Source organism: Pseudarthrobacter sp. NamE5 (genome assembly GCF_005796225.1).
GTDB lineage: Bacteria > Actinomycetota > Actinomycetes > Actinomycetales > Micrococcaceae > Arthrobacter.
Genome location: NZ_VAHO01000004.1, coordinates 65,408 through 78,964, shown reverse-complemented (window position 1 = coordinate 78,964; position 13,557 = coordinate 65,408). Strand labels below are relative to the sequence as shown.

General features: G+C 64.4%; 7 protein-coding genes. 5 read left to right on the top strand and 2 right to left on the bottom strand.

All coding sequences use genetic code 11. The annotated features are described in order from the left end of the window. Window positions 1-10 precede the first annotated feature (10 nt). Genes FDW84_RS06985 through FDW84_RS06970 form a run of 4 tightly spaced genes read left to right on the top strand, consistent with a single transcriptional unit; the run spans window position 11 to window position 8,356 of the window. Window positions 11-652: a hypothetical protein gene (locus tag FDW84_RS06985; RefSeq protein WP_138607914.1), complete on the top strand. Its 642-nt coding sequence runs from the start codon at window positions 11-13 to the stop codon at window positions 650-652. After that, the gene (locus tag FDW84_RS06980; RefSeq protein WP_138607912.1) at window positions 649-1,950 is read left to right on the top strand and encodes a CpaE/TadZ family protein; all 1,302 of its coding nucleotides are present in this window, start codon (window positions 649-651) and stop codon (window positions 1,948-1,950) included. Before FDW84_RS06985 ends, FDW84_RS06980 begins: the two co-directional genes overlap by 4 nt. 57 nt (window positions 1,951-2,007) lie before the next feature. Further along, a complete protein-coding gene (locus FDW84_RS06975; protein ID WP_138607910.1) occupies window positions 2,008-6,861 on the top strand; it encodes an NAD-glutamate dehydrogenase in 4,854 nt (1,617 codons plus the stop codon). A gap of 28 nt (window positions 6,862-6,889) precedes the next feature. Then, window positions 6,890-8,356: a sensor histidine kinase gene (locus FDW84_RS06970; RefSeq protein ID WP_138607908.1), complete on the top strand. Its 1,467-nt coding sequence runs from the start codon at window positions 6,890-6,892 to the stop codon at window positions 8,354-8,356. A 173-nt stretch (window positions 8,357-8,529) separates the two neighbouring features. On the opposite strand, the gene FDW84_RS06965 is transcribed toward FDW84_RS06970, so the two are convergent. Further along, window positions 8,530-8,778 (bottom strand): WhiB family transcriptional regulator, encoded by a 249-nt coding sequence (locus FDW84_RS06965; protein WP_003804966.1) that lies wholly within the window; start codon window positions 8,776-8,778, stop codon window positions 8,530-8,532. 231 nt (window positions 8,779-9,009) lie between these two features. On the opposite strand from FDW84_RS06965, the gene FDW84_RS06960 reads away from it, so the two are divergent. Further along, window positions 9,010-9,498, top strand: coding sequence for a hypothetical protein (locus tag FDW84_RS06960; RefSeq protein WP_371419142.1), 489 nt, complete (start codon window positions 9,010-9,012; stop codon window positions 9,496-9,498). Here the strand turns inward: FDW84_RS06960 and FDW84_RS06955 are convergent. Beyond that, complete coding sequence (locus FDW84_RS06955; RefSeq protein ID WP_138607906.1) at window positions 9,459-13,520, bottom strand: FtsK/SpoIIIE domain-containing protein; 4,062 nt, start codon at window positions 13,518-13,520, stop codon at window positions 9,459-9,461. The two genes, FDW84_RS06960 and FDW84_RS06955, sit on opposite strands and share 40 nt — an antisense overlap. Window positions 13,521-13,557: the final 37 nt, after the last annotated feature.

Genomic DNA, 13,557 nt, shown 5'->3' with positions numbered 1-13,557 from the left:
AGTAGGTCTCATGGTTCCTGATTCATCTGCCACTGCGGCACGGCTTAAGCGCCCATCATGGAAAGATCCCCGGCTGCTGGCCGGTATCCTCCTGGTCCTGGTCTCCGTCGCGGGTGTGGTTCTCCTTGTCGACAGTGCTGACCGGACCACTGAAGTCTTTGCGGCCCGGGACGGCATCGGCGTGGGGGAGAAGCTCACGCAGGACAATGTGGTGCGTGCCAAAGTGCGCCTGGGGGACAGCGAGAGCCAGTACATAACGGCCGAGTCAGGGCTGCCGGAAGGTGTCGTCGCAGTGCAGCGCATCGGCAAGGACCAGCTGGTACCCCGAACCAGCCTTGGCTCCGTGGATGAGCTTGACCGCAAACCTGTGGCGCTGGCGGTTGACGAAGTACTCCCTGAACAGGCGGTGGCCGGCGCCAGGGTGGACGTCTGGGTTGCCCAGCCAGACGAACGCAACGGCTTCAGCGAACCCAAGCTGCTTCTGCCCGGAGCTGAGATCGCCGAGGTAAGCGAAGGATCCACAACCTTGGGATCGTCAAAGACCACGGTCCTGATGGTGCTGGTGGAGAACAGCCAGATGCCCGGCTTGTTGGGAGCCCAGGCCAATGAGGCAAAAATCTCGGTGGTATGGAACCCCGGCGGCGGCAGATGAGTATCCCGGTCATTACGGTCGGCCAGAGCAGGGAGGACGTGGTCGGCGGGCTCGAACGCCTGCATGGACCCGTCACAGTCGTCAGGAGGTGTGCGGAACTCCCCGAACTTCTTGCGGCGTGCCAAAGCGGACTGGCGCGGGCCGCAGTAGTCGCGGAAGGCTCCGAGGGACTGACGTCCTCGCTGGTGGACAGGCTTTCTGCGGTGGGAGTGGCAACCATCGCCCTGACTGACAACCCTGATGAAGCCGCCAGGCTCAGGGCCATAGGGGTGGCTTCCGCACCGACAGGAGTCGAATCGGCCGCGCTGTCGGAAAGGATTGCAGAAGCCGTCGCCCAGCTTACGGGGGCCAATACTGGGTACAGAAGTGGTCCGGCCGATCCCGGTGCTGCGCTGAGGCCTGCTGAGGCTGAACCGCCGGCTGGGCCGGAGGAACCCGGGCCGGGCAGGATTATTGCGGTGTGGGGGCCGGCCGGGGCTCCCGGACGGACAACAGTTGCCGTCAACCTGACCGGCGAGTTGGCGGCGGAAGGAAAGGAAGTTCTCCTTGTCGACGCCGACAGTTACGGCGCCAGCATAGCCGCCGTCCTTGGGCTTTTGGATGAGTCAGCAGGCTTGGCGCAGGCCTGCAGGCTCGCCGACCAGGGCCTGCTGGATAGGGAAGCCCTGGAAAAGGTTGCGGTGCCGGTGGCGACGAGGTCCGGCACCTTCAGGGTGCTCACGGGTATCACCCGGGCTGGCCGCTGGACCGAGCTCCGGGCGTCGGCCCTCGCGCTGGTCCTCGAGCGCGCCCGGCAGATCGCGGAAGTCGTGGTGGTTGATGCGGGCTTTTGCCTGGAGGCGGACGAGGAGCTGAGCTTTGACACCATGGCCCCGCGGCGGAATGCGGCGACCCTGCGGTCCCTGGAGCTGGCGGACACGGTGTTCGCGGTTGGAGCGGCCGATCCGGTTGGAGTGCCAAGGCTGGTGCGGGGTCTTGCCGAACTGGAAGCAGCAGTCCCGCAGGCTGCGCCAATCGTGGTGATGAACAAGGTGCGCGCTTCTTCCGTCGGCAGGGGCCCGGAACGCCAGTTGAGGGACGCATGGGACCGGTACGGTCCCGCATCCGGGCTCGAAGCCTTTTTGCCTTTTGACCTGGCCGCGGCCGATGCTGCCCTGCTGGGAGGCTCGCTGTTGCTGGAAGCGGCGCCCGAATCATCCCTCCGGCATGCCATCCGTCAGCTTGTATGTGCACCCGCACAGCAAAAACGGAAATCCTCTGTCTTTTCTTCCACAGCAGGGCGCCCGGCGAAGGACTAGGCTCGCCATAAGAGCTGCAATGGTGCAGCAAATATCTTGTGATGGAGGCGTTTGTTGATGTCGTCTGGATCCAGCGTGGAGGATCAGCCCCTTTCCATTGAAGGAGCCGAGGGGTTTATTGGGGACTACTACCAGCACCTCGCTGAAGAGGACGCGCGGGCATATCCCCGGGACGTGCTGGTAGCGCGGGCTGACCGCCATCGCGAGGTCGCCTTCGTCCGGCAGCGGGGCCAGGCAAAGATTGACATCGTCGACGAGGAAGACAGCAGTGTCGTCTTCGTCGTCACGGATGACATGCCTTTCCTGGTCGACTCCGTCAACGCCGAGCTGGTCCGGCAGCATGCCGCGATCAAGCTGGTGATCCATCCCCTTTTCGTAGCCACCCGAAACCGCGAAAGCGGGGAACTGGCCAAGGTCAACAGGGTCCCGGCGCACCTTGGAATTTCCAGCGGTGACACGGCCGCCATGCCAAACCTGTCCCACCTGATCGCCCAGGGCGAGAACGCCTCGCACATGGAGTCGTGGATCGCCGTCGAGATCAACCGCGTCACGGAGGAAGCCAAGGCCGCCCTCCTTGAGGGCCTCGACCGCGTCCTCAAGGACGTACGCGCCGCCGTCGAGGACTGGCCGAAGATGCGCCAGCGTGCACGGCAGATTGCGGACAGCCTGGGCCAGACGGCGAACCCGGCGCAGATTGCGGAACTGCGGCAGGCGCAGGACCTCCTGCGGTGGCTCGATGACGGAAACTTCACCTTCCTTGGCTACAGGGAATACGATCTGGTCAACGTTGATGGGGAAGATGTCCTGGAACTGCGTGAAGACAGCGGCCTGGGACTGCTGCGGGCCTCCGCAGACTCTCCGCACATCCAGCACCTGACGGACACCGGCCGGAAGAAAGCCCGGGAAAAGCGCGCCCTGGTCATTACCAAGGCAAATTCGCGTTCCACCGTCCACCGCTCGGCGTACCTCGACTACATCGGAGTCAAGAGCTTCGACGCCGCGGGCAACGTCAACGGCGAGCGCCGCTTCATAGGCCTTTTTGCCACCAGCGCCTACACCGGTTCTGTCCGGGACATCCCGATCGTACGGGACAAGGTCGACGCAGTGCTGCGCAGTGCCGGCTTCCCGCCGGATTCGCACTCCGGCAAGGACCTGCTGGGAATCCTGGAAACCTACCCGAGGGATGAACTGTTCCAGATCGAGGTTCCGGACCTTGCAGCCACGGCGCTCGGTATCCTGAAGCTGCAGGAACGGCGGCGCACGCGCCTCTTCCTGCGGCCCGACATCTATGGCCGGTTCATGTCGGCCGTTGTCTACCTCCCCAGAGACAGGTACACCACCAACGTCCGGCTCCGTATCGAGCAGGAGCTCCGCGAGACGTTCCAAGCCGTTTCCATCGACTACGAAGCCCGCATGACGGAATCCGCGCTTGCCCGTCTGTTCTTCCGTATCCGGCTGCCTAAGAACGCAGACTTCTCCCACGTCAATGTGGGCGAACTTGAAAAACGCCTCGTCCGGGCCGCCCGCTCCTGGAGCGAAGGCATCGCAGAGGTCCTGCGCGAGGGACGGGACGTAGCCGAGGCCAAGGAACTGGCCGCCATCTGGTCCGAAGCGTTCCCCGCCAGCTACCGGGTGGACTATGAAGTCGAGGACGCCCTTGAAGACATTGCGCGCTTCGAGAAGTACGGCGCGGCCGCCGAACGGGCTGAGGGCACGGCGCAGGAACGGCCAGGCGTCCATGTTTATCTTCCGGAAGGGGCGGGTGCGACTCTCGAAGAAGACGCCCGGGTGAAGCTCTACATGCTGGAGCCCAAGAGCCTGAGCCAGATCCTGCCCTACTTCCATAACCTTGGGCTGGAGGTCCTGGACGAGCGGCCGTTCGAAATCGAAACGGCGGACCGCCGCGATTTCTTCCTCTACGATCTTGGCCTGAAGTACCCGGCGAAGGTTGATCCGCTGTCCACTGGACAGCTGCTCGCCGATTCCTTTGGTGCAGCTGTCACGGGAGCCGTTGAATCCGACAGCTTCGACCGGCTGGTCCTGCGGGAAGGCCTGCAGTGGCGGCAGATCACCATACTGCGGGCTTACGCGCGGTACATGCGCCAGATGGGAAACACCAACTCCTTCGGGTTTATGGCGGATACCCTGCTGACCAACCCGAAAGTGACCAAGGGGCTCAGCGCACTCTTCGCTGCCCGGTTTGATCCTGCCCTCAGCGACGAAGAGCGGGCCGAGGCGCAGGCTTCAGTCCGCCGGGAGCTGGAGGCCGCCATTGAGAAGGTGGAAACGCTCGACGCCGACAGGATCCTGCGCACCTTCGTTAAACTTATCGAGGCGACGCTCCGGACCAACTATTACCAGAACAAGCCGCACCTGAGCTTTAAGCTTAATCCGTCGCAGATCGACGGCCTTCCTTTCCCCCGCCCCATGTTCGAGATCTGGGTCTATGCACCGCGTGTTGAGGGCGTCCACCTTCGTTTCGGTAAGGTGGCGCGGGGAGGACTGCGATGGTCGGACCGGCGCGAGGATTTCCGCACCGAGATCCTCGGGCTGGTGAAAGCGCAGACCGTCAAGAACGCGGTCATCGTGCCTACCGGAGCGAAGGGCGGCTTCTACGCAAAGCAGCTTCCGGACCCCACGGTCGACCGGGCCGCCTGGATGGCGGAGGGCGTCGAAAGCTACAAGACCTTCATCAGGGGCCTGCTGGACATCACCGACAACCTGCTGACGGAAGGTGACAGCGAAAGGCTTGTGCCGCCGTCGGACGTTGTAAGGCACGACGACGACGATTCCTACCTCGTGGTGGCAGCAGACAAAGGAACCGCAACATTTTCGGACATCGCCAACGGGCTGGCCGCTGAGTACGGATTCTGGCTCGGAGACGCGTTCGCCTCCGGCGGGTCCGTCGGCTACGACCACAAGGCCATGGGCATCACCGCGCGCGGTGCCTGGGAGTCGGTCAAGCGGCACTTCAGCGAACTTGACCTTGACACCCAGACCCAGCCGTTCACCGTGGTGGGTGTGGGGGATATGTCGGGCGACGTGTTCGGAAACGGCATGCTGCTGTCCCGCCACATCCGTCTCCTCGCGGCCTTCGACCACCGCCACATCTTCCTGGACCCGAACCCGGACGAGGAAGTCTCCTTCGCGGAACGGCGGCGCCTGTTCGAACTGCCAAGGTCCTCCTGGGACGACTACAACAAGTCGCTGATCAGCGAAGGCGGGGGGGTCTTCCCGCGGCAGGCAAAGTCAATTCCCTTGTCACCACAGGTCCGCTCGGCCCTTGGCCTTCCTGTCGAAACCACCGAACTCAGCCCCCCGGAGCTCCTCCGCGCCATCCTCCTGGCTCCCGCCGACCTCCTCTACAACGGGGGCATCGGCACCTATGTTAAGGCGAGCACGGAGACCAACGCCTCCGTAGGCGACAAAGCCAACGATGCCATCCGCGTCGACGGCCGGGACCTGCGGGTCAAGGTGGTGGGCGAAGGCGGAAACCTTGGAATGACGCAGCGCGGCCGTATTGAAGCGGCGCTCCAGGGCGTCATCCTCAACACGGACGCCATCGACAACTCTGCCGGCGTGGACTGCTCCGACCACGAGGTCAACATCAAGATCTTCGTGGACCGGATGGTGGCCGCCGGAAAGCTGTCGGCGGAGGAACGTGCCGGCTTCCTGGCATCCATGACTGATGAAGTCGCCCGTCTGGTGCTTGAAGACAACATCGACCAGAACATCCTGCTGCTGAACGACCGCACCAAGGTGGCCGAGTGGAGCCCGAGCTACGAACGCCTCATGGACTGGCTCGAAAAGAAAGCCGACCTGAAGCGTGACCTCGAGGCTCTTCCCACCACTGAAGGGCTCCGTGAGCGGTTGCAGCAGGGGCAGGGGCTGACGTCGCCGGAACTGTCGGTACTCGCCGCCTACGCAAAGATCGAACTGGCAACCGCGCTGCGGGAAAGTGACCTTGCCGACGACCCCTGGTTCAGGAGAACCCTGCGTGCCTACTTCCCGACGCAGCTGCGTGAGCGCTTCGACGCTGAGCTGGACACCCACCCGCTGCGCCGCGAGATCATCGCCACGGTGGTGGCCAACGACATGATCAACCTCGGCGGCATTACCTTCGCCTTCCGGGTGATGGAGGAAACCTCGGCTTCCGAAGTGGCGGTGGCCAAAGCCTTCGTGGCGCTGAGGGAGGTCTACGAGCTGGACGTCATGGTCGCGGAGCTCAACAACCTGCCGGCTTCCTTCCCCACGGAACACTGGAGCACCGTCCACCTCGACATCAGGCGGCTGCTTGACCGCGCGGTGCGTTGGCTCCTGGGCCAGGGCACGATGTCGCGGACAATTCAAGAGGTGGTCGCGGAGTTCAAACCCGTCATGGATCCGATGCGCGGCCGGTTGCTCGACTACCTGCGCGGGGACGACCGGGAAAGGGTTGCGGGCTGGCTGGAGACGGCACGGGAATGGGAGCTTCCGGAGGGGCTGGCGCTGCGGTGGGCGGAGCTCTTCGAAAGCTTTGTGCTGCTCGATATCGCCAAGATCTCCCACGTCCGCCATGACCCGGTGGAGGAAATTGCTGCTGTCTACTACACAGTCTTCAACCGGTTCCACGCTGACTCCCTGCTCGAGCGCATCAGCAGCCTCCCCCGGCAGGACAGGTGGCAGGCGCTCGCCCGTGCGGCCCTGAGGGATGACCTTTACTCCACGGTCTCTGACATCACGACGGCGGTGCTGGATGCCACCTCGGCCGCTGACTCGCCCGAGTCCCGCCTGAAGGACTGGGAGGCGCAGAACGCCGAGCAGCTCAGCAGGGCGAAGAGCATGTTCGACGAGGTCAATTCGCTCGAGGCCGACGATATGGCGTCACTGTCGGTAGCATTGAGGCTCTTGAGGTCAATCGTCCGACGCTAGGCAAGCAGGCGTCGCAAATGGAGGTGCAGTGGCAATCTTTACGGACCCCATCAGGGAACATGCTGATTTCGGGCCGGGCGATGCCGAATGGCTGCACCTCCTGGTGGGGGACTGGCAGATGGTTGCGGACCTGGCGTTCGCCGACCTTGCCCTGTGGTTCCCCCACCCCGACCTTGGCTATATAGCCTTGGCACACGTCCGGCCCTCCACCACGCACACCGTGTTCCACGGCGACTTCGTGGGGGAGGGCATTAGGTCCGACCTGCAGCCTTTGGTGGACAAGGCATGGAACAGCCGCTCCATTGAGCGCTCCAGTGAAACCAACTGGAGCAGCGACATGGCCCTGAGGGTGGAAGCCGTTCCCATGGTGCGCAACGGGCGGACCCTGGCCGTCGTCACCACGCACATGGATCTCTCGAGCTCACGCATGCCGTCGCGCCTTGAGTTGACTTACCGACAGTGCGCGTATGACCTGCTGCGCATGGGCACCTTGGGCTTGTGGCCCGATTTCGCGTCACCCACAGGTTCACGCCGTGGGGCGCCGCGTGTCGGGGACGGGCTGATCAGGCTCGATGCGGAGGGTATGGTGCAGTACGCCAGCCCCAACGGCGTATCCGCCTTCCGGCGGTTGGGCGACGGGGAGGCGCTCGAAGGCCGCTCGCTGGCGGAGGTGACGGCCAGCCTGCTGAAGGATCGCCGCATGGTGGACGAAACCCTGCCCCTGGTGGTTACGGGCCGCATGCCCTGGCGAAGTGAGATTGAGTCGCGGGGAGTGAGCCTCTCGCTTCGCGCCATTCCGCTCCGGGATGAACAGCAGCGCTTCGGTGCACTGGTCCTGTGCCGCGATGTGTCCGAGCTGCGCCGGCGCGAGATGGAGCTGGTCACCAAGGACGCGACCATCCGGGAAATCCACCACCGGGTCAAGAACAATCTGCAGACTGTTGCAGCGCTGCTGCGCATGCAGTCCCGCCGCATGGTCAGCGACGAAGCGAAGCAGGGGCTGGAACAGGCCATGCGCCGGGTGGCGACCATTGCCCTGGTGCACGAGACCCTTTCCCAGGGGCTGACCCAGAGCGTGGATTTCGATGAGCTGATCGGACGCCAGTTCCGGCTGTCAGCGGAAGTTGCTTCGCCGTCGCAGCAGGTCCGGACGGAACGCTCGGGAACTTTTGGTGAGTTGCCCAGCGACCTTGCCACCCCGCTGGCCCTGGTCATCAACGAACTGGTGACCAACGCCGTCGAGCACGGGCTCGAAGGAAGGGCTGGAACGGTGTGGCTCATTGCTGACCGGTCTGAGGGCGAGGACGGTGAGGAACTGACCGTCATTATAGCCGACGACGGCGTGGGACTTCCCGATACACCCCACGTTGAGGGGCTGGGGCTTCAGATTGTGCGGACTTTGGTGACCAGCGAACTGGGCGGAACGATCCAATGGCAGCCCCGTGAGGGCGGCGGCACTGCCGTGCAGGTCCGGCTCAGCCTAGCGGGCAAGTAGGGCGTGCTTACCCTGGCCGGCAGGCAGGCGCCGAGCCTAACGGCTTGGTTACCTTGTCCTTGCGCCGCCCAGGCATCCGCTACCTACGTGGGGTGACCGTTAACAGCAACGGCCCCGGCGGCAACCGTGGAGGTTGCGGCCGGGGCCGTTGCTGTTATTGCTTTTCGCTGAGGTCAGGAAGCGCGGCGGGCTCGGGCGGCGCGGCGCTTCAGCGCCCGGCGCTCGTCTTCGCTCATACCGCCCCAGACACCGGCGTCCTGGCCGGACTCAAGGGCCCACTGCAGGCAGGTATCCACTACGGGGCACCGGCGGCAGACGCTTTTCGCTTCCTCGATCTGCAGGAGGGCGGGCCCGGTGTTGCCCACGGGAAAAAAGAGTTCCGGGTCCTTGTCGAGGCACGCTGCGCGGTTACGCCAATCCATGCTGATCAGTTGCTCCATTTCTGGGAAGAGCTCCTTGTGAAATTATTCACTAGTAGCTACAAAGGAAAAGGGCCCGGCAGGGCCCCCTTGGTCATCTGAATCAAGCCTGTCATGTTAACGCTGTGTAAACAAGGGGTAATAACGCTTGATATCCCCGGAAAGCTGAGCGATACATCACACTGGCGCTGCTGGCCCTCACCACTGTCCGACTATGTCCGGTAGGGTGCCAGTGTGTCAAGACCCCCGGTAAACCCCGCAGACAAAACGCCCCGCTCAGGTGACCCCGAAGACGGCCCGAAACGCCCCGATGAAACCGCCCCTCCGGTGCGGCCGGGGGCGCTGGTTATTGTGGCCCTGGTGGTTGCGGCCGAGGCCACAGCCCTCCTGGCCGCGGCTGGCTGGTACGGCTACCAGCTGGCCAGTGGGAGTCCTGTCCTGTCTTTTTGGGGAGCCGTTTTCACCCTCGTACTCCTGCTCGCCTTCGCGGCCTGGCTGTACGCCGTGGCCGTCTACCTCTATCGGGGTTACCGGTGGACCAGGGCCGCGGCACTTGTGGCGCAGCTGTTCGTTCTGACCATCGGATTTCCCACGCTGAGCGGCGGCTTGGTGGTGGCCGGGCTCGCAATGCTGCTCCCGGCAATCACAGCCATCGTTCTCCTCTTTCACAGTTCGGTCATCAGCTATGCCTCGCGCACCGGAGGTACGACGCCCGCGCTTTGACCCTTCCCATCGGGAAGGGCCAATCTACTTCTTCCGGCCCAAGCCACCTGGATCGGCAAGGAACGTCCGCGGGCTAACAGGACACCCCTGCCAGCCGGCGGATTAGGCTCCACATCGAAGCGGACGCCGAACAAATCCCCTTCCATAGCGGATCGCGGGCAAAGCAGCATTCCCGTCCCTGAAACCCGGGCTTCCATGACCAGCGGAACGCGCTGAAGCAGCAAGGGGCTGTAGTTAGCGGTGACGACGACGGCATGGCCCATCGCGTGAACTTCGGCCAGGTCCCGCAGGGCTCCGGCCGGCAAAAGGTCTGCGTCGTCGGCCAACAACACCGCCGACTTTGGCAGTCCCCCCGCCTTCGCACGCGTAAGCGTCTGCTTCCAGAAATCCTCTGGGTTGATTCCGTCTTCCGGCCAAACCCAGCGGTCCGCGCCGGGGTTTAGGAGCCGCAGGGCGTGGAGGACGTTGGTTTTCCCGGAAGAAGCTCCGCCCAGGACGGCGAAGACGCCCCCGGCCAGCACCCGCACCGATACGGTGTCAAGTTCGTCGCCACCTAGGCCGATAAGCATGTTCTCCTTGTCCGCCTCGGTACCGCGCGGGTCCCTGTCCTCCGGGCCAATCAACAGGTCGGGAACGGATACCAGTGCCGGCAGAGGTTCCACACGGAAAGGGGGAGTCCTGCAGGGTTCCCCGCCGCACGGGGGTATGCCGTTGCTTGCCAAACTCTCCTGGCCCGCCTCATACACCTGGCAAACGGCTGCTGTACCACCGGCGATGGAACCGAATGCTACGCCCCGGCCCCTGAGGGCTGCGGTGGAGGGCATCTTCGGCCACGCGATCCTGCTGTCCTCATTCGAGCCAGTGGGGAAAAATATCCGGTTGGGAAGCGACCCGCTGAACCTGGCAGTGACCACCTCGCGCTCGCCGGACAGGAGGACGGTTATTCCGGCCCGGCTCCCGTCCCGGATGAGATCCTGCACCAGGTCTTCGGCCCAGGCAAGCGGGCCGGACCGAAAGGCGGACACCCAGGATCCCCAGCCGGAGATGACCAAGACCAGGGGAACGCCGGCGCGCCCGGGTCGGCCGAGGCGGCTCACCAGTTCCTGGTTCAACCGCTCCAGCACGCGTACGGCCCGCCGCAGTTCCTGCAGCCCAACGTGGGCTCCTGTGCGGGAGTGCACTGAGACCGCCGGAACGCTGCCGGCTGCATCAAGGAGATAAAAGTGGCATTCAGCCGTGTGGGCTGCCAACGCCTGCGCTGCAAGTTCGAGTGCTTCCGTGGCGCCCGATGCTGGACTTCCGATCAGCGCCAGATGGCTGTCCTTTGCAGGGTCCCACACCAAGGGTTCAACCTGCTGCCGCTCAGGTACATCCATCAGTCCCAGTTCAACAGTCCAGTCCCTGCTTCCAACCGATCGTGCCTCCGCCGGAAGTTTGGTGGCCCCGCGCCGGACCGGTTGTTGGGGCAGGGGAGGGGCTACAGGCAGCCGGGGCATGGCTCCGTTCTGCAGGGCCCACAGCTGGCGCACCATCTCAACAAGAGGTGCTGCTGCCTGTGCGGGCGTTTGGTCGCGGGAGCCGGCACGTGCAGGGCAGTCGGTGCCCCCAGCTGCCAGGTAATCCGTGGTGAGCTTCGCTTCAACGCCTTCCGGAACGGATACCGCAAGCGATTTCCCTGCGGACACTGTCTGAAATTCCTGCGGCGGCTCCATGCCACGGGCCATGAAGGCGCGGCCCGGAAGGTCCAGGCTGATCCCGGCGGCTGCAGGGGTGTGGATGATGTCCTGGGACTCGATGTCGGATTGGACCCGGAGGGCGATGCTGGTGGTGACATTCGCACGGATATCTGCCGTTAGCGCGCCCTGCGGCCGCTGGGTAGCCATCACCAGGTGAAGGCCAAGTGACCGGCCGATGGACGCGATGCGCATCAGTTCGCGAAGAGCTTCGGGAGCATTGTCCACGAGCATCCGGAACTCGTCGATGACAATGACCAGATGGGGGAGCGCGACGTCACGGGATGCTGGTGATGACCGGTACGTTGTGAGATCCGGGACGCCGGCCGCAGCGAGGGTTTCCTCCCTGTACCGGATTTCAGCCCGTAGGGAGGCCAGGGTTCGTTCAAGTTCGTGGGCAGACAAATCGGTAAGGACGCCGACGCAGTGCACCAGTCCCGCCAGTGGGCCGAGTCCTGAGCCGCCCTTGAAGTCGACAAAGAGGAAGTTGACCCGGTCCGGCGGGTAGCTGACTGCCAGCGCCAGCGTCAGGCTCCGCAGGAGTTCGGACTTGCCAGAGCCTGTGGTACCCGCAATGAGCAAGTGCGGACCATCGCTCTGAAGATCCAACATCTGGGGACCTGTTGCCCCATGCCCCAGCGGAACCGACAGGTCTTCAGTGCTGGCACTGGATGTCCAGCGGGCAGCAGTGCCGGCCTGGGACAGCGGCAGCACGTCGTCCAGCCGGCAAAGAGCGGGGATGGTGGGTTCCGCCCGGTCGTGCAGGGGCGGGCAGGCGGCCAGCTGCCGACAGAAACTGGTGAACACGTCGAAGGGGGCCAGGTCCGGCACGAAGGCAATCTCACGGCCAGGTTCTCGCAGCACTGACTGCTGCTCAGCCAGTTCAACATCCACTGCTCCAGGAAGGTGCGCAGGTACGTCAAACTGGACAACGTGCCACCCCAGCTGCGCTGCTGCCTCGAGCAGCTCGTACCTGTCCAAGGCTGGGGAAGCCGTGAGCAGAACCACGCGATGCCGGCAGCCGTGCCCCAAACCTTCCCGGAGCGCACCAAGGCAGGCGTCCCGGGTCGCTGCCAGAGTCACGCCGGGGAGGAAACGGGCAGGGAGGGGGAGACTTTCCGGGCTGCCACAAATAACGACCCGCGTGCTGCGTCCGCGGGGATAGGCAGCGAACTGCATGACAAAGGCCCTGGCCATGCCTTCTGTCGCCGCCCGCGGACCGCGGATAACGGTGTGGGGATGGGCGGGGTCGAGCAGTACGGGCATTTCCCGGGCCGACGGCAGGGCCGGTGGTCCACTCCCGCCGTCGACCTTCACATTGGCTGGCTGCGATGCCTGTCCCAGCCGAAGCCACACCCGACCCTCAGCAGGAGCCGCGGGAGCGGCGGCTGGTCCATGCGCTGCTGCCAGCGCAAGTACCGCAAGTGAAGGACCCGCCGTTCGCCGCCTCGCTGCATCCTCCGCCACCGCTGTGCTGATCCTGGTCCTGAACTCGCGGTGGGCGCGCCGACCGGCCGCCAGGGGGATGAGCACCGATACGGCTGAGACGGCTGCGAAGGCAAGGAACATCCACATGCCTGTGATTACGGCGAGTCCTATGCCGATAACGAGGGGAAGGACTGCGGTGAGCAGGAGAACGCCACGATTGCTGTGTGCTGTGGGGCCCGCAACGGCGAGCGGCTCGTGGACGGAAGTGCCGGCGTCGGAAAGTGCCTCGGACGGCGAGCCCAGGAAGACCAGCGACATTGATGAATTTCCGCAACGGATGGCGGAGGCTGTCGTGATGAGCGCATGGCGGACCCGGCCGCCGTCGACGTAGGTGCCGTTGGCGCTGTCCAGGTCGACGATCATTATGTCTTTGTCGGTAACCACCAGGCGGGCATGCTCACGGGAGAGTTCAGGGTCGGGGATCACGATGCGGGTGTTGTTCCTGCCGATCGTGTAGGTACCCCGCCGGAGGGGGACAAGGGTGCCCGCGCCGGCCCCGCTGTGGACGGCCAAAGCCACGGGCGCAACAGACTCGGGGGATGGTCGTCGCTGGAGCTTTCGAATGGCACGCTGTGCACCGCCATCGATAAGAACGGCCCCATTCACCAGCGGTGTTGTCCCCAGGGCCATCGAGCACAGGTCAGATCCGTTGACGAATACCTCACCCGTGCGAAATTTCCGCACCAGTTCCGCATGGATTTGTGCGCCGGAAGTGCCGGACGGCGCGGTAATGGACAATTCAACGGGCGGCTCCGCCAATGGAGACTGCGGGCCGCGGACAAGGGTGCAGTGGAGCGTCATGGGGTGTTTTCCTTTGGTGCCTTTCACCCCACGCTAG

What these genes read in the sequence shown, in the direction of transcription:
- FDW84_RS06985 (WP_138607914.1), top strand. Translation starts at nt 11, where the DNA reads ATGGTTCCTGATTCATCTGCCACTGCGGCACGGCTTAAGCGCCCATCA.
- FDW84_RS06980 (WP_138607912.1), top strand. Translation starts at nt 649, where the DNA reads ATGAGTATCCCGGTCATTACGGTCGGCCAGAGCAGGGAGGACGTGGTC.
- FDW84_RS06975 (WP_138607910.1), top strand. Translation starts at nt 2,008, where the DNA reads ATGTCGTCTGGATCCAGCGTGGAGGATCAGCCCCTTTCCATTGAAGGA.
- FDW84_RS06965 (WP_003804966.1), bottom strand. Translation starts at nt 8,778, where the DNA reads ATGGATTGGCGTAACCGCGCAGCGTGCCTCGACAAGGACCCGGAACTC.
- FDW84_RS06955 (WP_138607906.1), bottom strand. Translation starts at nt 13,520, where the DNA reads ATGACGCTCCACTGCACCCTTGTCCGCGGCCCGCAGTCTCCATTGGCG.